The following is a 21,688-nucleotide window of genomic DNA, read 5'->3' on the forward strand; positions in this document are numbered from 1 at the left end:
GCCTCTGCGTCTCTGTGGTGGATACGGAGCTTCTTCAGCGCAGCTCGCTTTCGTGCTGTTGAATCTTTTGCACGGCAGCGGCGATCTCGTGCATGTCCTGCTCGTCTCCAAGTAGGGCATATTGAGGCACCCAATAAGTCTCCCACGCTGCACGCTCAGTGATGGGGAAAGGGCCGTTCCAGCTCGGATGACCATCGACGCCGGCCGGCAGGCGGCTGCGAAATGCGCCGCTGGTGAAGACGTCCAACGCGTGTACTGGCGGATAAGCGGCCTGGTTCGGAATCCCTTCGGCGATCATGGCCTCGATGAAGCGTTCGGTGGGCAGGCCGCCAAACGCGGCACGATCGTAGTAGAAAATGTACGCGTAATGCCCGTTGCGGGTGACGCGCGGATCGAGCGCCTGCGGTGTTACTCCTTCGATGTCGCCTAGCAGCCGATCGAGCAAGCGGCTGTTGTCGTGCCGGCGGCGTGTTTGCTCGTCGAGTCGTGTAAGCTGGGCACCCAGGATCGCGCCCTGCCACTCGCTGAGCCGATAGTTCGAACCGTAAATGAAATGGCTATAAAACCACTCGCCCGGCATGCGACCACAATCATGCACCGAGCGCAACAGTCGCTCGGCATCGTCGTCGTTGGTGATAATCAGGCCCCCTTCGCCGGCGGTCATCAACTTGCTCTGTTGAAAGCTGAAGGTGCCTGCCCGACCGAACGTGCCTACTGGCCGGCCGCGCCATTGACTGCCGTGCGCGTGGGCACAATCTTCGATCAAAATAAGGCTGTGTCGTGTCGCAATTTCGCTCAAGCGGTCGAGATCGGCCGGATGTCCTCCCATGTGTACGGGGATGATGGCCTTGGTACGCGGGCCGATCGCACGCTCGACTTGATCGCAATCGATGCAATAGGTGTCGGCCGTCACGTCGACTAGCACGGGCACGGCGCCCGTCATAAGCACGGCGCTCGCCGTGGCCACGAAGGTATAGTCCGGCACGATCACTTCGTCGCCGGGCCCTATGTCCAAGGCCAAAATCGCCACCTCGAGCGCGTGTGTTCCGTTGGTCACGGCGATGCCATGACGGGCCTGGTGATAAGCAGCGAAATCGCGCTCGAATTGTAGAGTCTTGCTGCCGGGGGTCCGCCACCAGACGCAACTATCGAGCACACCGAGCAAGGCCTCTCGTTCGCGTTCGTCGTATTGAGGCCACTGCGGAAACGGTTTGGTCTTGGTGGGCTTGCCACCACGCAGCGCGAGAGTAGACATAACGAAATTACGCACCTAAGGGAGGATCGGAGGACTCGGCATGATCAGTTTGCCATCCCGAGCCCCGACCTGGGAAGAGCGCTCCGTGCGGTTAATGGCATCCGCACGACGGCATTTACAAATTCGCTTCCGGCTGCGCATAAGCCTTGGGCACAAGAAAGCTCATATGCATTTCCGAATGGCGGAGATGAAAGCGATTCCATTCCTCGATCGACAGGGGGCCTGCCACGGGATGCACCGAGCGCGTGGTCTCGGAACGCAGCCGCATGATGCCGCGACGCAGGGCATCCAACCCTTCGCCGGGTGAGGTCTCGTCAGGTACGAGTCGCTTTGCCGCCGAGCGTGGCAGTTGAAAGCCCGCCGGAAATGGCCCGTTCAACAACAATCGCTTTACGTAGATGCGGCCGATGATCCGCAGCCACAAGCGGACCTTGAAGCCTGATCCGTTGACGGAGCCTTCCATCGCCGACCCCAAATGCTTTAACGTTTGACCCAGCGACCAGTTGCCGAGCGACGTGAGTTCAAGCGCCGCGAGGCGTTCGGCATCGACCACGATGTCCTCAAAGGAATCGTAACGCACTGGACGACGGCCGGTGACTTTGCGCGTGTCGACGGGCATTGAGACAATTCCTCCGTCGGAAGAGGTGTGCGCTTGGCGATTATTCCTCAACCGTCTGCTTGCTGCCTGGGGCGATGGCAAGGAGACGACCATTGCCCACCACTCTACTCGTGCGATTGGTATGCGGCAATCAATTTGCATGCTGGCTTTAAGTAGTCATTCGATCATGCGTGTTGACGGTTGAGATCATTAAAGATCGTTGAGTAGCCGCTTGGGCGCGATTAGCCGATAGGCCTCACGCACGAATTCGGCGACGTCGTCCCAATCGACATCGCCATCGAGCCATATGCCAACCCAGCCTCCCTTGCCAACATAGGGCGGGACGAAGAAGCAAGCGGGCGCGGCGTGTACCATCCGCGCCTGCTCGCCCGGGGCCGCCTTCAGCCACACGGCATGCCGACCGCCACCGTGATGATTATGGGCGTTGGCGTACATGGCGAAGAGTTTATTGCGCACCCGAAATGTCGGCTCGCCCCAGGCTTCCACTTCGTGAGCCTCGGGCAGAGCCAGGCAAAGTTTGCGCAGGCGGGTGAGCGGACGCGGCGGCATTTCTAGTTACTCGCGCGAGAGGTAGGACTGCCGATGTGCCGCGAGTTATTGGAGCCGACAACGCCAGCATTGCAAGTCGCCTCAGTTTTGGCAGATGCGCGGCGAAGGTCACGGCCGACAGAGGGTGCGGTTTTCCGTCAGATCCTTATTTCCGGCCGCGCAAAGAAAAACCGCCTTGCGACGGTTGTCTTTTCTCCTGAGCCTCATCGCCGGGGATTTGCCGTATCAATTCGAGGGGCTGTTCCAGACCCTCGAATTGTTCCGTGCATTTCAACACGCGCCGTCGCGAGGCTCCCTTATTCGTCGGCCCTAACTGCCCCTTCTGTTCCCAATCGCTCCCACTCTTCTCTCCTCTGCCATTACTACGACAGTGCTGAGGGTTTGGTTCAAAAATGCCCCACTCGCGACATTTTTCTGCGTGCAGCCCGGCGGTTTGACTGGCGACTCGGGCGCAACGACAATACGAACTTCCCATGCTTGGTGCTGTTCGTCGCGGACGCTCCGGGTGCGTAAACAAGAGGGCAAATCGGTGCTGTTTTCCTGTTCCTTTTGTTCTGGCGGAGGACGTGATGCCCACGAAATGTCTCGATGTGCTGCAAGGCATTTGTCTTGCTTGGCTGCTGCTGATTTCGCTGGTGGCAGCGCGGGCGGAAACGATCAATATCTATCGTGATGATTTCGGCGTACCACACATCTACGCCGAGACCTTAGCCGGTGCGTCTTACGGCGCCGGTTATGCACAGGCTGAAGATCGGCTTGAGCAGTTGCTACAAAACTATCGGCTGGCCGCCGGCACATTGGCCGAGGTGGCCGGCGCGTCACTCGTCGATCAGGACTATCGTTCGCGCGTCTGGCAGCACGAAGAGGTCGCCCGCGATCACTACAATCACATGGATCCCAAGCTAAAGGGCGCTTGCCAGGCCTATATCGCAGGGGTCGAGAAGTTCATGAACGAGCATCCCGAGCAAGTACCCAAGTGGGCGCAAAAACTGGAGCCCCATCATCCCATCATGCTCAGCCGGTTCATCATCTGGGGCTGGCCGGAGGGGCAAGCTCAGGATGATATCGAGAAGATCGGCATCAAGCCCGCTGCGAAAGAATATCGCGGATCCAACGAGTGGGTGATCGCCCCGGGGCGCAGCGCCAACGGCAAGGTCATCGCGCTGATCGACCCGCACCTGAGTTGGTACGGGCCGTTTCGTTTCTACGAGCAGCGAATGTATGCCACCGGAGAAGATTTCGCTTTGAGCGGTGCCGCGATCCTGGGGCTGCCGATGCCCGGGCTGGGGCACACTCAGTACGCCTCGGTGGCCATGACCACGGGGGGACCGGATACGGCCGACGTTTACGAGGAAACCGTCAATCCCGACAACCCGCTGCAATATCAAGTCGACGGCAAATGGCGGGACATGACCTCGCGCAAGATCACGCTACATGTGCGCGACGGCGATAAGCTGGTCGACAAGCAGTTCGAGGTTGCCTCGACGCACCACGGCCCGGTTGTCGCGCGCAAAGATAACAAGGCATACACGATGGCCTTGGCCTACGTGGATCGTGCCGGCTTGATGGAAGAACTGTACAAGGTGCATACGGCTCGCAGTCTCGACCAGATCAAGGCGGCGCTCTCGACTTGCGAGCTGATGCCGCAGAACATCATGATCGGCACAGTCGACGGCGATATCTTCTATGTACACGACGGCAGCGTTCCCATCCGCAATCACGGCCTGCCGACGGACCGGCCGGTGCCGGGCAATGTGTCGAAGAACGACTTCGCGGGTATTCATCGTTTCGAAGACCTCGTCCAGGTCACGAACCCGCCCTGCGGCTACATGCAGAACTGCAATGTCGCTCCGGCCTACATGATGCGTGAAAGCCCAATGACCAAGCAAAGCGCCAAGCGACCGTATTTGTTCTTTGACGACGGCCGCGGTGCCCACCAACGCGCTGCGATGGTGACTGAGTTGTTGCAAGCCGACGAATCTGTAACAGTCGATGAAGCCATCGACCTGGCCTTCTCGCCGCAGGTTCTCGGCGCCGAGAAGTGGCAAGAACGCTTGTCGCGGGCCTGGCAAACGGCTGCCGAATCGGCCAAGACGCCCGACGTCAAAGGCACCTACGACAACATTCAGCAATGGAATCGCCGCTCGGATCCTGGATCTACCGGAGCGCTATCGTATTACGCGTTCAAGATGGGACTGGGGGGCAAGATTTCGGAAGCCATCGCACCGCCAGCGGACCTGAGCGACCAGGACACGTTTGCGGCACTCGTCAAAGGAACGGAATGGCTCCGCAGTAAAGCAGGCAGCGTAGACGCCCGATACGGAGACGTGTTTCGCGTCGCCCGCAAAGGGGGCAAACAGAGCTATCCGGTCGGCGGCGGTACGGTGAAGGAAGCCGGCATGGCGACGCCGCGGGCCATTTCGTTTGACACTGTCGGCGATCAAAAGATCGGACACGGCGGCCAGACTTCGACGCAGATCGTGGTGCTTTCCAAGCCGCCGCGATCGTACATGGTAGTTCCCCTAGGTCAAAGCGATCATCCCGAGTCCGGTCACTGGGACGATCAAGCGGCCAAGCTTTTTGGACCGGGCAAAGCGAAGGACACGTTCTTCATGGATCGCGATGGCTTGCAACAGCACGTCACCAGCACGAAAAAGCTGGAATACAACTAGAGCGTTGGATGAATAAAGCACCCGTGCAAAAACATCTGCCTTCCGCCAGGGCCTAACGGGGAGAATGTCGCACTGGCGCTAACGCCCTTGCGCAACTGGTGCCGAGCTGGCAGGGTTATTCAATCGACCGTCGCTAATAAATGGAGGGCATAAATGATCCGCTGTCTACCATTTGCGAATGTGGTGGCGATCGTCGTTTTCCTTGCTCCGACCGTGCGCGCCGACGATGGTCCTGCCAAAGTGGATGGTGCGCCGCCACGCTACAAACTTCGCGTTGGACAGGAGCTGAATTACCAAGGAACAAATGGGTTCAAGAACGATTTCATCAACGTTAGCAGCAAGACCTCTTGGAAGCTGCTGGTCGTGCGGCAAAATGCCGACGGCGGCTGGCGATTGCTGGTGCGTTATGCGACAGCGCAAAAACGGACGTCTGACAAAGGCCAGGAGAGTTTCGCTCCGGAGCGCGCGTCGCTGGCCTGGTGCGATCTCTCGCGTGACGGTCGCATCGAGGAAAACCCGACGATTGGATTTACTGTCGACATAAGATCCGTGCTACCGCTGTTGCCTCCGACGGCACAGGCAGAAAGCTGGCAGGGCGAAGACCCCGGAACCGGCACGAAAAGCAAGTATGCAATCGTACAGCCCAGCGCCGAAGCCGGGCATGTTGAAATCCAGGAAATGCCCAAGAGTGCGCTGGACAACATCTTCTTGAGCTCGCCGAAGAGATCGTTTTTCTTCGACACAAGCCGTGGTCTCGTCGATCGCGTCGAGTTTGAAAGCGTTCAGGAATACAAGGGTCCTACGATTGGCGGCACGGCGCATCGTCGTGAGATACTCGTCAGCGTCCAGCAGCGCGATCTGAATTGGAGTACCGCGGTCGCTGTCGAGATGAACGACTACTTCGCCGTCCGACAAGAATGTGACGAACTTGTCGAACGCGCGGGCAAGCAGCCATCACGCACCGCTCAGTTATTGGCCACGGCCAAGGCGAATCTCGAGGATCTACGTAAGGCCCTGAAGACCGACATCATTCAGGCACAGCTGGACAATGACCTCGCCAACCATGCGCGAATGGCCAGTTATACCGAGAGGCAGGTTCAGCGCACCGCCGAAGTGCTCGACAAGCCGTCGCCGAGCTGGGAGACGATGGATCTCACCGGAACCACCCGTTCGATCGAGGCTTGCCGGGGCAAGGTGGTGATTCTCGACTTCTGGTACCGCGGTTGCGGCTGGTGCATCCGCGCGATGCCGCAAGTGCAGCAGGTGGCCGCGCACTTCCAAGGGCGTCCGGTCGAAGTCTTCGGCATGAACACGGACAAGGACGCGGAGGACGCGCGCTTCGTGACAGAAAAAATGGCGATCTCCTACCCCACGCTCAAGGCCGCGGAGTTGTCCGAGAGGTACGGCGTGCAAGGCTTTCCGACGCTCCTGATTATCGACCAAGAAGGCGTGGTGCGCGATATCCATGTGGGCTATTCGCGGAACCTGGCCAAGAGTGTCATCACGACGGTCGAAAAGCTGCTGGCCAGGCGCTAGCAGTGGAAACCTGGTGCCCCCCCCAAAGGCAGGCGGATGCTCGCCACCATTGCTCGCCCCGCGGATTTTCTCACTCAAGCTATTTACAAACCCCGATCGGGCCGATAAAAGGTTTGATAGCTAACCATTGGCCTTTGGGACGGCGCAAGCGCGAATTCGCACCGCTCCGACCCGTGGCGGCAGGATCGTCCTGGGACATATCAATACTTCGTGAGGTGACTCATGCGCGGCACGTTGCAAGTGGCGGCTGTGGCGGTTGCCCTTGTGGCATCGGGACAGGCATTGGCAACTGAATCGGCACCAAACGTGGTCGGCCGACAGATCGACTCGTTCTCGTTGCCGGATACGCACGGTAAGTCACAAGAGCTGAGCCAGCTTAGCGACGGAAAATTGCTGGTCGTGGCCTTTATCGGTACTGAGTGTCCACTGGCCAAGCAATACGCGCCGCGACTGGGGGCGCTCGCGGCCGAGTATGAATCCAAAGGGGTGAAGTTCGTCGCCATCGACGCAAACCTGCAAGACTCACTGGCCGAGCTCGCTCAGTTCGTCCGCATGTATGATCTTAAGTTTCCAGTCCTGAAAGATATGAACAACCGCGTGGCCGATGCTTTTGGTGCCACGCGAACGCCGGAAGTCTTTCTGCTCGATGCCGACCGCGTGGTGCGTTACGCAGGGCGGATAGACGATCAATTCGGTTTCAAGACCGGCGCCGGCTATGCCAAGCCGCGCCTGGAGCGCCGCGACCTGGCCGCGGCCATCGACGAGTTGTTGGCCGGCAAGCCGGTCAGCCAACCCATGATCAAGGCCGATGGCTGCTTGATCGGTCGCGTCAAACGCGAGCCGCATGGCGAAGTTACATACTCGAACCAAATCGCACGCATTGTGCAGAATCGCTGCCTGGAATGCCATCGGGCGGGCGAAGTCGCGCCGTTTGCAATGGATTCCTACGACGACATCGTCGGCTGGGCCGAAACGATTCGCGAAGTCGTCGATCAGGGACGCATGCCGCCCTGGTTCGCTAGCCCGGACCACGGCAAGTTCACCAATGATGCGCGGCTGACCCTCGAAGAGAAAGCTTTTATCGCGACCTGGGTCGACAACGGCTGCCCCGAAGGGGACCGTGCCCAATTGCCCGCGCCACGAGAATTCGCCAAGGGGTGGCGTATCGGCGCGCCGGACCAGGTTATCTATATGGACGAAAAGCCCTATGACGTACCTTCCGAAGGAACTGTTGAGTACAAGTACTTTACGGTCGATCCAGGCTGGACGGAGGATAAATGGGTGCAGGCCACCGAATCGCGACCCGGCAACTACGCGGTGGTGCATCACATCATTGTGTTCATCAAGCGTCCCGGCGCCGACGACCAAATGATGACGGGGCTGGGCGGTTACGCCCCCGGCAACCCGGCCGACGTGCATCCGCCAGGCACGGCTACGTTCGTACCGGCAGGCTCGAAGCTCTTGTTTCAGCTGCACTACACACCTAACGGTACCGCCACCACCGATCGCAGCATGATTGGCGTGAAGTTCGCCGATGCAAAGACGGTCAAGAAGAAGATTCACGGCGACGCGGTGGGCAACCTGTCGCTGAAGATTCCACCTGGCGAGTCGAACTACGAAGTCAGCGCCAAGCACAAATTCCGTCGCGACATGCTGCTGTTGAATATGACCCCGCACATGCACCTGCGCGGTAAGGATTTTCGCTACGTGCTCGATTATCCGGATGGGCGAAGCGAGGTCCTGCTCGATGTGCCAAACTGGGATTTCAACTGGCAACTACGTTACGAATTTGCCGAACCGGTGCAGGTCCCCAAGGGCTCGGTGCTGCGTTGCATCGCACACTTCGATAATTCGCCCGAGAACCTGGCGAATCCCGATCCCAAGAGTGAGGTCCGTTTCGGCGACCAGACGTGGGAAGAGATGATGTTCGGTTTCTACGCGTCGATCGATCCCGCGGAGGATCTGACCCTCAAAGTGGCCGCTGAGTCACCTCAGGGGGACACGCCCGCGGCAGGCGATGCGAGCAAAGACGGCGCTCGCGACGGCACGGCCATCGAACGTGACGGCGACGGAGAATAGCCTGCGGCTGGCAGGAGCTGTTCGCTTAAAACCAGCCCGACGATGCCCGCCAGGGTCTTAGGCCGCGGTTTTTTGACCGCTCGGGCAGTTGCCTGCCTGGACAGGGTACGCACTGCGCCGCAGAATGCTCGCGGGTATTGATTCCAGCACGCATTCTCCGGGTGACCTACCGATGACTCGCTGGCCAGACAACGCCATGCTGCCGGCGCTATGGCTATTGTTCTGCTGGTTGTCGTGCGCCGCGCGCGTCTGTGCGGCGGATGTGGCGCCGCTGGTAACCCGCATCATTGAGCGAATTCCGCGCACGCCGGCAGAGGTTGCCGAGGCGCACGAGAAGAGCAACCTGGGGTGTGTGCAACTGCCTAAGGATATTCCTTTGGTGCAGCCGAGTTTTGATCAGCACGTCTATTACGACGTGAAGGCGCCCGGTGCGGCGCAGAGTCTGCTTTTTGATTGGGGACGCTGGCCGATCATCGATTATGGCACGCGGATGACCGCAGCGGATCAAAAGGAGCTGCCGTTTTTTACCAGTTCCTCGATTCTGGACGTCATTGACAACACCTACGTTTGTCTGCAAGCGCGGGTGCATCGTGCGGCACCGGACGGCGTGCCCTATCTGCATTACCTGCCGATCGCCGGCGTGGGCGAGTACATCCAGTCAAAAACAACCACCGAGTTCGCCGCGCTACAGCAAGTGGCCGTGAGCAACGTTCGTAGCCTGGGCTTGTTTCTAAAAACATCCGACCGGCGCGAGCCCCAGTCATTGCGCACCCTGGTTGTCAGCATCAAGGGCACTAAGCTGATCCCCAACGAAGAATCGGGCGAGTTGCAATCCATTCCCACGCTTGAGTTGCTATTCGTGCGAATGCGCGTCGATCTCACGAGATTTGCGAGGAGCCCTGCCGATGCGGTGAAATTGCACGCCTTCGGCACGATCGACGGGCTGCAAAAGCTCGTCTACTTCAAGCCATATGCCGCGCCGGCCAGCGCCGACGATTGCACGATCCGCAGCACGGTCCGCATCACCGAATACTCACTGGCGGGACAGATTCCCTCGGGGCGCGCGGCGCGCGAGGTACGGATCAACGCCGCAAAGGAATTCACGATTCTCACGCTCGACGAATACGCCCGACGCAACGGGCTCGCCGGCGACGCGTTCGACAACATTACAGAGATTCTCGACGGTATCATTGATGGAAAAGTGAAATAGCCGCGACGCGCAGATTAAATCAGTCGGGTTCGGTGTTTCGACTTGTTCGGCCTGTCGGATATGTAGCTCCCCAGATTACAGAGATTTTGCAGATGGATGCGGATCTCGTGCATTGCCATTTGGAACCACGCTCGTTGTCGCTCATCGTCCATCTGTAAAAAATCTGCTTCAATCCGCGAGGTCTGTCGGTGAAAAACTTCGGCGTGCAGAGCAGATTTTCTCAACGGTGGCCATGACCGAATTTGCACACGAGCGTCATAAACCTCCCACGAAGCTGGTACGAGAGCGCGAATTGGTCGTGGCTTGCGCGCCGTTGCGCACGAACGTCAACCTTTCGCGCATCGTACGCGCGGCCGGCTGTTGCGGTGTGCGGCGGATTATTTGCTGCGGTCATGCCAAAGTGATCGGCAAGATCGCTCGGGATAGCCTCGATTCGCAGAATCCGGCCGGACTGTCGCTGGAAGTTCATCGCACTTTGGCCCCCGCCTTAGTGCGATTGCGGGAAGAGGGATTTCAGCTTGTCGGCCTCGAGCAGACGACCGGATCGCAGTGCTTGTATACATTTCCCTTTCCGCGCAAGACCGCCCTAGTGGTAGGCAACGAGCGGCAGGGTTTGGAGGATGACGTGCTGCGACTGGTCCACCAAGTGGTAGAGATTCCGGTCTACGGGCTCCCCTACGCCCACAACGTGGCCACGGCTACGGCCATGGCCCTCTACGAGTACTGCCGGCAGTTCCCCGCGGGATGAGCGGATGCAACGGCGTTGGTAGTCGTACTATCCCGCACAGTTCAGGCACAGCCCGGCACTGGCGACCGGGACCCGGATGTGCTAATTTTTATCCTCTTAAGCTGGTTCAGGCTGGCCCTTTCCGGCCCTGACCGGTGGCCGCCAAAACTGTCTCTGCTGACTGCTCTCGAGGGTTCGCGATGAAACAGGCAATTGCCGGGGTTGCTCCCCCGACGTCAAGCGAAGTTACCGTCATGACCGTGTGGCCGTCGATCGCGGTGACAGGTTTGGGCCGCTTCCTGGGGCGGCGTTACGAGAGTCGCCTGGGAATCGGCAATATCTGGACGGTCGGCAATGTTTGGAAAATCGCCTCGATACCGGTCGCCCTGGGGTTGTTCTTCATGCTCCTGGCCCCGGGCTTCAACCGACGCTATCGCCTGACCAATCGCCGGTTGATCATCGAAAAGGGAATCGTCCCCGCGCCAGAGAGTTCGGTGTTGCTCGACGACTTCGACGCCATCGATATCGAGTTCTTGCCTGGGCAGGAATGGTTTCCCTGCGGCGAGATGATCTTTCGCAAGGGCAAGATCGAGACCTTTCGCCTGTCGGCCGTTCCTCGCCCCGAATCTTTCAGGCAGGTCTGCCTGAAGACCCAGCGGAGCTACACATCGGTCAAGAACGTGCTCGCGCACCAGGCTGCCTTGGCGGTATGATCGCGAAATGATGAATTAGCTGACCTACGATTCGTCATTTCGCGTCAATCATCATTTCGCAGTTCATCGTCCAGCATCCTCTTTGATTCGCACGTTGCGGAACCATACGGGCTCGCGATGGTCTTGCAGACCGAGATAGCCGCGCAGCTGACGCTTGGCGAGTTCAGGCACTTTCTCAGCGTTTACATCCACGACCACCACCCCGTTGTGCGTGATACGATACGTCGTGTCGTGGCAATCGATCTCCATAGTGTTCCATTGCCCCGCCGGGTGACCGACGTGCTGCTGGGCTCCGGCCACCTTGTAAATGCTGGCGGCGAACTGTTCGGGCAAGATGTCGGCGTATCGTTTGTCGGCGTCGTCGAGTAGCTGCACCTCGACTCCGCTGGGATCATTGTCAGGAGGTTCCTGCTCTCGATGGGTGCCATCGTGCGGCACGCGAATGAACACGCCCGAATTGCCGCCTGCTTGTAGCTTGTATTCGAGTCGCAGGTTGAAATCGCCGTACTCCCGCAGGCTGCGCAGCCAGGGCCCCGCCTTGCCTGTGCATTCGAGTACACCGTCGGCCAGCTTCCAGCACGTGGCGGCATCGGCGGTAGCGCCTTCCCAACCATAGCCGTCTGTACCGCGCAGGGTTTCGCCGAGCAGCGCGTGATAACCAAGCTCGGTGATGCGAATGTTGCGGAACTCGAACTGCCCGCCGACTGGCACCTCGGACTGCAGCCCAATGTAACCATCTGGCACGGCGACAGCATCAGTTTTCCAGGCTGGCTTGCCATTGATTTCCAGCGCGGCCGTTTTACCAATCACGGTCAATCTAAAGTGGTTCCACTGACCCGCCAGGACCAGGCCGGTGCTCGACGCGTCCGGCAGATCCTTGATGTTACCTTCCATCCCCTGGGCTAGATTCACCTGGTACTTGGTCGGCCAGGCGCGTCCTGTGGCGCCGGGCAACTCGGAACGGATGTAAATGCCCGAGTCCCACATCTCGGCCTTGCGGGCTTTCCAGTCCAATTCCAAGGTGAAGTCACGGTATTTGTGATCCGTGCGAACAAATCCGTTGCCAGACTGCAAGACCAGCGAGCCATTTTCGACACCGGCCTCGCAACGGGTGACGTGCCAGCCCGACAGATCCTTACCATTGAACAGTGACGTCGTCACCCCTTCCGTGGCTGCCAGCGCGGTGGTCGCATAAAGCGCGAGCAATCCCCAAGCCAACACATACCAGCGCATGCGAACACCTTTCGTTGATGTCGTCAAATCGTTGGGATAATAACCGCGGCAACCAACAAAACCCGATGTGGCACGAGTGGGCCGCGAACATAAACACGGGCACGTGCAAACAGGTTGCTACGGCTTCAGCTCCAGCAACTTGACATTCTTATACCAGCACTTGTGGTCGTGATCCTGAAAACCCAGATAGCCGGAACGAGGCATGTCTTTGATGGCGGCACCGAATTTGTGTTTCGAGCCGTCGGGCCGTTTCCCTTTTTCGGGCCATTCGTCGACGTTGATCTTTGACACTTCCTCATCATTGACCCAGACGGTGATGAATGGGCCGCGGGCTTTGATCTTTACGTGATTCCAATCGTTCGGTTTGCTGGCGTTTTTCGTTGGTGCAACCAGATCGTAGATCGCACCGAAATCATGCCATCCTTTGCCCTTGCCATTGAAGACCTGCACTTCGAAGCCGGTGTAGACCGGATTGGCCGGGTCTCCGACGCGGAAGAAAATCCCCGAGTTACATTGTGCGTCACCCATCTTTACGTCGCACTCGAGGATGAAGTTGGCAAACTGCCTGTTGTAAATGATCAAGTAGCCGCCGGCCTTGTAGGGCACGAGCGCGCCATCTTCGATCGGCGTGGCAATCGCCTCGTTGTTGTTGCACTTCCAACCGGTCGTGTCATGACCGTTGAACAACAATTGCCAGCCTTCCGCTTTTTCTTGCGGAGTGAGCTCGTTGTCGGCGGCAAGCGCCTGCGAAGTGACGGCCAAACAGAAGGCGAATGCGAGCGTTCTTCCGGTACGCATCGAACTTCTCCTCAGGTAGGGTGAAACGTGGGCGGGGCGTGGATAGCGAATGGTCGAATTGTAATCCGACCTTCCAGGCAGTTCGAGTGCCAAGAGAGAGAATCGCTGTCGTTCCGGGACGCATTTATGTTTATGGCTGTTGTCGCGCCGGGGTCATATTGTGTGCGGTAACCGTCCAGAACATCCCTGGTAGCCGGCCACGCGAAGGGCATACAATACGGCATCATCTCGTCATGTATCGCGTCTTCTTCGTGCCTCCGCCGCTTTGTCGTGAAGCTTTTGCGTTCGAGCTACAGCAGAATGCTCGAGGTTCTTAAATTCAAGGTGCTTAGATGCGCGAAGAGAGCGAATTGCCGCGAGCCACATCCGGTTTACGCCGCAAGGGAGTGCCCCTCGCGACGCTCGTACTCTTGGCAGCCAGCGTCGCAACGTTTTGGCTGCTGCCAGCCGACGCCTTCGATCGCGGTATGCGGTCGACGTTTTCGTTCTTGGCGTGCATCTTGGCCAGTGTGATCATTGGCATTTGGTTTTTTGGATTTGCCGGTGCGGCGCGGCGGACTCGCGCCTCGGTGGGTTTGGTACTACTGTTGTTGGCCATAGGTGTTGTTGCCAGCGTGCGACGCGTGGAGTTCTCGGGCGACATGGAACCGACGTTCGATTTTCGCTGGCAGGAATCACGCGAAAGCCGCCTGGAGGGATTTCTTGAAGCGGAAATGAAAGATCCCCTGCCAGTGGAACAAGAAGCCGGCCGTCCCATGCCGCGCGTCCGCGCGGAAGACTCGCCGCAGTATCGCGGTCAGAAGTGGGACGGGATCGTCGATGGACCGGCGCTCGCGAGAAACTGGGAAGAGCAGCCCCCGAAATGTCTCTGGCGCCACCCCTGCGGCGAAGGGTATGCATCGTTCGCCGTGGTCGGCGATCTGGCCGTTACGATCGAGCAACGCGGCGATAACGAAGTGATTGTTTGTTACGACTTGTTAAGTGGCCGTCAGCATTGGACGTATGCCTATCCGGCGTTGTTCAACGAACGAGTCGGTGGTCCCGGCCCTCGCGCTACGCCCACGATCCATCAGGGACGCGTCTACTCACTGGGAGCGACAGGCGACCTGGTGAAGCTCGATCTGGCTGCCAACTACAAGATCTGGAAGACGAACATTCTCGCCGAGAACGGATCAGGCAATCTCGATTGGGGGATGAGTGGGTCGCCGCTCGTCTATGACGGCCGCGTGATCGTCAACCCCGGCACGCAGCAAGGGTCGGATGCGAGTGCGGACATTTTGTGCGTGGATGCGAACAAGGGAGACATCGTGGGGCGGGGCGGCAAGGCCAAGGCAAGCTATTGCTCGCCGATGCTCGCCACGCTTGCCGGCAAGCAACAGATTCTCGTCTTTGACGCGGCAGGCCTGGCGGGCTTCGATCCTGACGATGCCAGCGAACTGTGGCGAGTCGCCTGGACTAGCGACTTTGACATCAACGCCGCCCAGCCTGTCGTTCTTGACGACACGCATGTGATCATCACGTCGCAAGCGGGCTGCGCGCTGTTGGAGCTGTCTGCCAACGAGGGGCAATGGACCGCGACGGAAAAGTGGCGCAACCGCCTGATGAAATGCTCTTATGCTAATCCGATTGCCCACAACGGTTATCTATACGGGCTCGACGAGGGGATCATGGCCTGCCTGGATCTGACCACCGGCAAGCGGCTGTGGAAAAAGGGTCGTTACGGCCACGGTCAGATTTTGCTCTCGGGCGATTTACTGCTGGTGCTAAGCGAAAAGGGGGAGTTGGCCCTGGTCGAGGCTACACCGGAGGAATACCGCGAGCTTAGTCGGATCCAAGCTATTGAGGGGAAGACCTGGAACAATCCAGTTCTGGTTGGCGGACGGGCCCTGGTGCGCAACCATCTCGAAATGGCCTGCTACGAGCTGCCCTTGGCCAACCCAAACGAGCCACGCGATGCGCCACAGCCGGAGGAAGACGGGGTCGAATAGTCCGGCTCGTCAAAACAGGCGGTTGTAGCCGTTCAAGGCCGCCACGCGATAGGCTTCTGCCATGGTCGGGTAATTGAACGTGGTATTGATGAAGTACAGCAGCGAGTTGGCCTCGCCCGACTGCGCCATGATCGCCTGGCCGATATGGATGATCTCCGACGCGCTCGATCCAAAGCAGTGTACGCCCAGGATCTGCAGCGTCTCGCGATGGAAAAGGATTTTCAGCATTCCCACCTGGCGGCCTGTTATTTGCGCTCGCGCCAGATGCTTGTAGAGGGCGTGACCGATTTCGTAGGGCACCTTTTCGGCGGTCAACTCGCGCTCGGTGCGACCAATCGAACTGATTTCGGGGCTGGTGTAGATCCCGGTCGGAATGTCGCGGATTAGCGCGCATTCTTTTCGTCCGGTGATGATATGCGTGGCCGCGAACCGCCCTTGCACATAAGCGGCGCTTGCCAACGCGGGGAATCCGATGACGTCACCCACCGCGTAAATATGTGGTAGCGCCGTCTGAAACGTTTCGTTCACATCGAGTTGTCCGCGCTGGTTAGGTTGGATGCCGATTTGCTCCAAACCCAAGCCGCCGGCCTGACCGGTGCGACCGTTGGCCCATAGCAGGATGTCTGTCTTGAGTTGCTTGCCGCTCTTCAGGTGCACGATCACTCCGTCATCGCGCGGCTCGACACGTTCGTATTGTTCGTCGTGGCGAATCAGCACACCGAGATCGCGCATATGATACGCCATGGCGTCGATGATTTCGTCATCGAGAAACTCCAGCAGCTTCGAGCGCGTATTGATTAGGTTGACCTTGATGCCCAGGTTTTTGAACATTGTGGTATATTCGCAGCCCACGACCCCGGCGCCATAGACCGTCATCGACTGCGGCGTCTGCTCGAGATCGAGAATCGTATCGCTATCGAAAATGCGCGGATGGCCAAAGTCGATATCTGGCGGACGATAAGGACGCGAGCCGGTGGCGATGACGAAGGCGTCGGCCGCCAGCTGTTGGACGGTTTTATCTTCGCTGACTTCGACAGTATGGTCATCAATGAAACGCCCCCGTCCAGTAAACACTGGTACGTGATTGCGTTCGTAGAAGCTTGATCGCATTTCGATCTGTTGGCTGATAACGCGCTGTGCCGAACGGCGCAGTTCGGCCACAGAAAAGTGCAGCGACACGCCCGCAGCGCGGAACAGCGGATTTCGGTTCGCCTCGGTCATCTGAAAGATGGCATACCGCAGCGCTTTGCTGGGGATGGTGGCCCAATGGGTGCAGCCGCCGCCGATCTTGTTGAATTGCTCGACCACGGCCACGGTTTTACCGTGCTTTACGGCCTGCATGGCGGCCCCCTCACCGCCCGGACCACTACCGATTACCACTACGTCGAAATGGAGTTTGTTCATCAGATTTTTGCGCACGCTTTCCGGGAAGTTAGGGTCGACAATCCGTTGTCCGCGGAGAACGGCGTCGTATCGATGCGTTGCCGCGAATCAAATTTACTTCGTACTAAGGCGGCAGAGGGCGTGCCGGGCGTGCGGGTGCGAACAGGGATTCTACTAAGACTTGCGGCATCGCACCAAGGGGGCTCGTCGCCGGCCGTGACAGTGGCTTCGAAATGACGACCCGATTTTCAGGGTTCTTGCCCCCCTTTTTTGTCGCCAGAGTGTTTCGTGCGGCCGTGTTGGTTTATTCTCCACAGCAACGGCCGGCGCGATTATGGGCGACCTTGGATCGCCTCGCCCGTCAGGGTCGCGAAGCACACGTTGGCAGAATTTTCTTGCCCTTAGAAAGGTGATTGGCATGTTAGGCAAACTTGCCCTGCCGGAAGTCCGAGAGTTGATCGCCGAGCAGGATTTCGTCACATTACGCGACGCGCTGCAATCGTGGCTGGCCGCCGATTTGGCCGCGCTGTTAAGCCAGTTAGACTCCACCGAACGGTCGCAGCTGTTTGCCGTGCTTGGCACGAGTCAAGCCGCTGAGACTTTTGAATATCTGGACCTCGAGTTTCAACAGGAGCTGCTGGCGTTGCTCAGCGACGCCGCAGGCGCCGCCGTGCTCAATGAAATGGCGCCGGACGACCGGACCGCGCTCTTCGAAGAGTTATCCGTTGAGACCGCGGCGCGCCTGATGCCGCTATTATCGGACGAGCAACAGGCCATCACGCGGTCGCTATTGAGCTACGGCAAAAATACCGTGGGCCGGCTGATGACCCCGGACTACATCGCCGTGAAGCGAGAATGGACGGTCAAGCATGTCTTGGACCATGTCCGCGCTCATGGCAAGGACAGCGAGACGTTGAACGTCGTCTATGTCGTCGATAACGACAATCGCTTGATCGACGACTTGCGAATTCGCGAGATTCTACTGGCGCCGCTGCACGAATTTGTATCGGCGCTACTCAACAGCCATTTTGTCAGCCTGATCGTTACCGACGACAAGAAGAAGGCGGTCGATGTCTTCCGCAAATATGATCGCACGGTCCTGCCCGTCGTCGATTCGCATGGCTTTTTGGTAGGCATTGTGACGATCGACGATGTACTGGATGTAGCCGAGCAAGAAGCCACCCGCGACATTCAACGATTGGGCGGTTCCGAAGCGCTCGACGAACCGTACGCGGAAACGCCACTATTGGTCATGGTTCGCAAGCGCGCGTCGTGGCTGGTGATTCTCTTCCTGGGCGAACTGCTGACCGCGACGGCCATGGCTTACTACGAGGACGAAATCGCCAAGGCGGTTATCCTTGCCTTGTTCGTCCCGTTGATCATTTCCAGCGGCGGCAACTCCGGATCCCAGGCCGCCACGCTGATCGTGCGGGCACTGGCGCTGGGGGAAGTGCGGCTGCGCGATTGGGCACGCGTGCTTCGCAGGGAACTAGCCTCGGGACTGATGCTGGGAACGCTACTCGGCACGATCGGATTTCTGCGCATCGCCTTGTGGAGTTCTGTTTCGGACATTTATGGGCCACATTGGGCGCTCTGCGGGCTGACGGTGGGGCTATCGCTTGTGGGCGTCGTGACGTGGGGAGCCCTCTCGGGGGCGATGCTACCGTTTTTGCTCAAACGGCTAGGGTTCGATCCGGCGACGTCTTCAGCCCCGTTTGTCGCTACCTTGGTCGACGTGACCGGCCTGATGATCTACTTCACGGTGGCCATGATCGTGCTGCGCGGCACGCCGCTGTGACGCATGCCGGCGCCAGCATGCCAGCAATCGCTCTGACGATCGATTTCCGCGCAGCAGAGCGGAAAAATCGCGTCAATCGGTCCTGCCCCTACGGCCGATAGATTTCAATGAGCGCTGCGGCCGACGGCCGCGCGCTCCAACCTCGCTCGCTCTCGCGTTGCCCTGCCCACTTCACGCCTGATCGCATCTCATTCCCCGATCTGTCTTGCGAGGCCTCGTCATGAAGCCGCGTCGTTGGTTCGCTGCTGCCCTGTCTCTGTTGTGTGTCGCCGGTGGCTGCATGACCACCAAGGAATCGGACACGGCGCGAACGGGCGTCGAGCAACTGTTGATTTCGAGCGCCACGGATCGGGCGCTCGACAAGATCGATCTGGCTCCGATCGCACGCGCCAAGGTATTTGTCGATTCGCAGTACTTGGACTGCGTGGATAAGAACTACGTGATCGTGGCGATGCACCAGCGTCTGCTGCAACAGGGCTGCGCGCTCGTTGAAAAGCGAGAAGATGCCGACGTCGTCGTCGAGGTGGGCAGTGGCGGCTTGGGCACCGACCGTACCGAATGGTTCGTCGGCACTCCGGCGATTCCGCTGCCGCTTCCCTCGCCCATCGGCATACCCAAGCTGGCAATCTTCACTCGCACTCGCGCGATCGGCACCGCCAAACTGAGCATCATTGCGATGGACGTAAAGTCTCATCAGGCCGTGATCAATTCCGGCTGCTCGCTGGCGCGCAGCGACCAGAAGAATTGGAACATGCTGGGAATGGGCTCGATGCAGACCGGTACTGTCCCGCAGGAAATTGCCACGGCCACGGGTGACACCGAGTCAGTACTGGTGCCGTCGAACATTGCCCGCCGAAATGAGCCGGCGACCTCAGTCCGATAGCCGTCTTGGGTCAGTATACGGAAATGCCGACCAATGTTGCAAAACCCGAACTAGAAGCCGGCGTCTTGTTCTTCGCCTAGTAATTGTTCCGTGCGTTGCTTGATCAGCGAATCGCGCGCCACTGTCCGCTTATCGATCGCGCCGCGGAGCCGATCGAGCTGTTTTTCTAGCCGCTCGAGTTCCAATTGTCGCCGCTGCTGACGAACTTCAAAGTGTTGCGTCACTAAGTCCGCCAACTCCTCGCGTAGCTCTGCGCGACGGCTGTCGTTGGTCGCGCGGCGATAATGTTCCGCCAGCCCACGGGCTTTCACGTCGAGACTGACTTCCTCGGCATTGAGTTTTCCCATTTCTGGATCATCCGGCCCTATCACCTGCTGCGCGCGAAGGCCAGACCCGAGGCCACGAAGGCCACCTCCTTGCCGCGGCGGCAGCGGGGGGCCGTCTTCACCAGGGCGACCGGGCGGTGGTGGGGGCGGCAGCGGACCATCGGGGCGCGGCGGATTGTCGCCATCGGGTGCGAATCCGCCCGGCGGTGCGTAGGCACGGTCCTCGCCTGGCCGCGGCGGCCGGCGCTGCTCGGGATCAAGAACCTCGTCATGAGGTTGATCGGCGTTCTGCAACGCACCCGCCGCACGTACGGCCGCCCCTAATCCAGCACGCACGGCATCGCCCGCCGGGCGCCGGCCGGGAGGCAGACCTCGTCCGCGCAACGATCCACGCGACGCCGGACCGGCCTCGGTCGTTTTCGCCGGCTTGGCATCTTCAGTCTTGGGAGCGTCATCGGACTTTTTTGCATCGCTGGCTTTTTTTGCGTCATCGGCCGGCTTTGCGGCTTCGGTCGCCACCGATTGATCGTCGTCAGCCAGGGAAGCATGGCAGGTCAGCAACGGCAGGCAAACAGCCAGCCAGCTGAGGCTTCGTAAGGTCATGGTTATTTCCTCCCAAAGGATTGCAAGGTAGGAGTGCAACAAACATCAAGGAACGATTCCGACTGCGCGTTCAAGCAGACGACAGCCCGTTCATCGTTCCGCAGTCATCGTTCTGCAATTGCGTCACAACGTTCCATCCGTTATCTCACGTTCCAACTTGTCGACTTGGGTTTGCAGCAACGCGATACTATCGGGCTGTTCCTGCCACCGTTGCTCAACAGCCTGCACGTCATTGGCCAGCGAGGCGGCGTCTACCGCCAGCTCGTCATCCCATGCCAGGTTTTCGCCAGCATTCTCTTTGGCGATACTTTCTCCAAAGTCACGAGTTGCTAGCTCCTGGACCTCGGTCTCGGTGGGGATTGTGACCTTATCGATCCGAGATTCGCGACTTGCATCCGCTGCCGCGAGATCCGGCTCGCCGCGAGGAACACGCGTGACAAACGACACACATACGACAAGCCCTGCCGCGAGGGTCAGCAGTCCGGCACCCATTTGCAAACGCCGCCGACGTGACCGCCGAACGGCATGTGCCACGACGCGCTGCGCTAGTCCCGCTTCATCAAGCGGTGAGTCGCTTGCCGCGATCAACTGTGCGAAGGCGTTCCAGGCTTCCGCCAACTGTGGGTCTTGTAAGGGGTCGTGATTCATGCCTGTCACGCGGACCTCTCCACCAGCAACCGCCGCAATGCCATCAACCCTCGTCGCGCGTGGCTGAGCACGGTGTTTGTGGGGCTGTTCATGATGCGGGCAATTTCGTTGAAGTCTAGGTCGCCGTAATACCGTAACAAAAGCGTTCGCCGTTGCACTTCGGTTAGTGCGTCGAGGGCATCGGCCAGTTGCTGCCGGTTTTCGGCCCCCAACACAGCGGCCAGCGGTGTGCCGTCCGGGTTACGTGGCTCGATCTGCTGCCATTGATCGGGATCCACTGATTGTTCGCGGCCGCCTCGACGGGCGCGATCGCACGCCAGCCGGTCGGCAATTCGCAGCAGGTAGGCCCTCGGTTTTCCTTGCTCGGCATAGCGATCGCGCGATTCCCAGGCGCGGCAGAACACTTCTTGCACCAAATCCTCGGCCGCATGTCCGTCTCGAACCAAGGCCAACAGATACCCGTGTACCGCCCGCGCGTGGTCCCGCACCCACTCGGTCAAACGCTCGGTATCGGGCATGCGGTTGGCCATGACTACAAACTAAACAACGCCGGAACGACCAATAAATTGCACGCCAGGGGGCAAGAAGCCGGATTTTTACGAGGTTTGTACCGCGCACCGGATCGATTTTGAGGCGTTGCGCCGTGGGCCGGCCCATTGTACCCTTCA

Annotated in this window: 18 protein-coding genes; 9 read left to right on the forward strand and 9 right to left on the reverse strand. The window is 59.3% G+C overall.

All coding sequences use genetic code 11. The features are described from left to right. Positions 1–34: 34 nt before the first annotated feature. The 3 genes from VGG64_22975 to VGG64_22985 all read right to left on the reverse strand — a co-directional run bounded on the left by VGG64_22975 (position 35) and on the right by VGG64_22985 (position 2,423). On the reverse strand, positions 35–1,255 hold the full coding sequence (locus tag VGG64_22975; GenBank protein HEY1602485.1) for a DegT/DnrJ/EryC1/StrS family aminotransferase: 1,221 nt from the start codon (positions 1,253–1,255) through the stop codon (positions 35–37). Between the two features lie 115 nt (positions 1,256–1,370). Next, positions 1,371–1,874 (reverse strand): DUF1569 domain-containing protein, encoded by a 504-nt coding sequence (locus VGG64_22980; GenBank protein ID HEY1602486.1) that lies wholly within the window; start codon positions 1,872–1,874, stop codon positions 1,371–1,373. Positions 1,875–2,063: 189 nt separating this feature from the next. Continuing rightward, positions 2,064–2,423 carry an MmcQ/YjbR family DNA-binding protein gene (locus VGG64_22985; protein HEY1602487.1) on the reverse strand — a complete coding sequence of 120 codons (360 nt, stop codon included), beginning with the start codon at positions 2,421–2,423 and terminating at the stop codon, positions 2,064–2,066. Between the two features lie 569 nt (positions 2,424–2,992). On the opposite strand from VGG64_22985, the gene VGG64_22990 reads away from it, so the two are divergent. From VGG64_22990 to VGG64_23015, 6 genes are all read left to right on the forward strand, one after another. Beyond that, positions 2,993–5,095, forward strand: coding sequence for a penicillin acylase family protein (locus VGG64_22990; GenBank protein ID HEY1602488.1), 2,103 nt, complete (start codon positions 2,993–2,995; stop codon positions 5,093–5,095). Positions 5,096–5,248: 153 nt separating this feature from the next. After that, complete coding sequence (locus VGG64_22995; protein HEY1602489.1) at positions 5,249–6,631, forward strand: TlpA disulfide reductase family protein; 1,383 nt, start codon at positions 5,249–5,251, stop codon at positions 6,629–6,631. Positions 6,632–6,853: 222 nt separating this feature from the next. Continuing rightward, entirely contained in the window at positions 6,854–8,710 is a 1,857-nt protein-coding gene (locus VGG64_23000) for a redoxin domain-containing protein (protein ID HEY1602490.1), read from the forward strand. Between the two features lie 172 nt (positions 8,711–8,882). Continuing rightward, entirely contained in the window at positions 8,883–9,920 is a 1,038-nt protein-coding gene (locus VGG64_23005; GenBank protein HEY1602491.1) for a hypothetical protein, read from the forward strand. Positions 9,921–10,152: 232 nt separating this feature from the next. Next, positions 10,153–10,668, forward strand: coding sequence for a TrmH family RNA methyltransferase (locus tag VGG64_23010; protein ID HEY1602492.1), 516 nt, complete (start codon positions 10,153–10,155; stop codon positions 10,666–10,668). A 179-nt stretch (positions 10,669–10,847) separates the two neighbouring features. Then, positions 10,848–11,360 carry a PH domain-containing protein gene (locus VGG64_23015; GenBank protein HEY1602493.1) on the forward strand — a complete coding sequence of 171 codons (513 nt, stop codon included), beginning with the start codon at positions 10,848–10,850 and terminating at the stop codon, positions 11,358–11,360. Between the two features lie 63 nt (positions 11,361–11,423). Here VGG64_23015 and VGG64_23020 read toward each other — a convergent pair whose 3' ends face one another. After that, positions 11,424–12,593 carry a DUF1080 domain-containing protein gene (locus VGG64_23020; protein ID HEY1602494.1) on the reverse strand — a complete coding sequence of 390 codons (1,170 nt, stop codon included), beginning with the start codon at positions 12,591–12,593 and terminating at the stop codon, positions 11,424–11,426. Between the two features lie 117 nt (positions 12,594–12,710). After that, positions 12,711–13,391, reverse strand: a complete 681-nt coding sequence (locus VGG64_23025) for a DUF1080 domain-containing protein (GenBank protein ID HEY1602495.1) — start codon at positions 13,389–13,391, stop codon at positions 12,711–12,713. A 332-nt stretch (positions 13,392–13,723) separates the two neighbouring features. On the opposite strand from VGG64_23025, the gene VGG64_23030 reads away from it, so the two are divergent. Then, entirely contained in the window at positions 13,724–15,379 is a 1,656-nt protein-coding gene (locus VGG64_23030; protein HEY1602496.1) for a PQQ-binding-like beta-propeller repeat protein, read from the forward strand. 9 nt (positions 15,380–15,388) lie between these two features. Here VGG64_23030 and sthA read toward each other — a convergent pair whose 3' ends face one another. Next, positions 15,389–16,783, reverse strand: coding sequence for a Si-specific NAD(P)(+) transhydrogenase (sthA, locus tag VGG64_23035; GenBank protein ID HEY1602497.1), 1,395 nt, complete (start codon positions 16,781–16,783; stop codon positions 15,389–15,391). A gap of 397 nt (positions 16,784–17,180) precedes the next feature. Here sthA and mgtE point away from each other — a divergent pair, with 397 nt between their 5' ends. Next, positions 17,181–18,560 (forward strand): magnesium transporter, encoded by a 1,380-nt coding sequence (gene mgtE, locus VGG64_23040; GenBank protein ID HEY1602498.1) that lies wholly within the window; start codon positions 17,181–17,183, stop codon positions 18,558–18,560. A 220-nt stretch (positions 18,561–18,780) separates the two neighbouring features. Then, complete coding sequence (locus tag VGG64_23045; GenBank protein ID HEY1602499.1) at positions 18,781–19,443, forward strand: DUF6655 family protein; 663 nt, start codon at positions 18,781–18,783, stop codon at positions 19,441–19,443. A 50-nt stretch (positions 19,444–19,493) separates the two neighbouring features. Here the strand turns inward: VGG64_23045 and VGG64_23050 are convergent, their stop codons facing one another. The 3 genes from VGG64_23050 to VGG64_23060 all read right to left on the reverse strand — a co-directional run bounded on the left by VGG64_23050 (position 19,494) and on the right by VGG64_23060 (position 21,550). Next, a complete protein-coding gene (locus tag VGG64_23050) occupies positions 19,494–20,372 on the reverse strand; it encodes a hypothetical protein (protein ID HEY1602500.1) in 879 nt (292 codons plus the stop codon). 123 nt (positions 20,373–20,495) lie between these two features. Continuing rightward, positions 20,496–21,029, reverse strand: coding sequence for a hypothetical protein (locus VGG64_23055; protein ID HEY1602501.1), 534 nt, complete (start codon positions 21,027–21,029; stop codon positions 20,496–20,498). Continuing rightward, the gene (locus VGG64_23060; protein ID HEY1602502.1) at positions 21,026–21,550 is read right to left on the reverse strand and encodes an RNA polymerase sigma factor; all 525 of its coding nucleotides are present in this window, start codon (positions 21,548–21,550) and stop codon (positions 21,026–21,028) included. The genes VGG64_23055 and VGG64_23060 overlap by 4 nt, the downstream gene beginning before the upstream one ends. Positions 21,551–21,688: the final 138 nt, after the last annotated feature.

The sequence above is a fragment of the Pirellulales bacterium genome, from assembly GCA_036490175.1.
Taxonomy (GTDB): Bacteria; Planctomycetota; Planctomycetia; order Pirellulales; family JACPPG01; genus JACPPG01.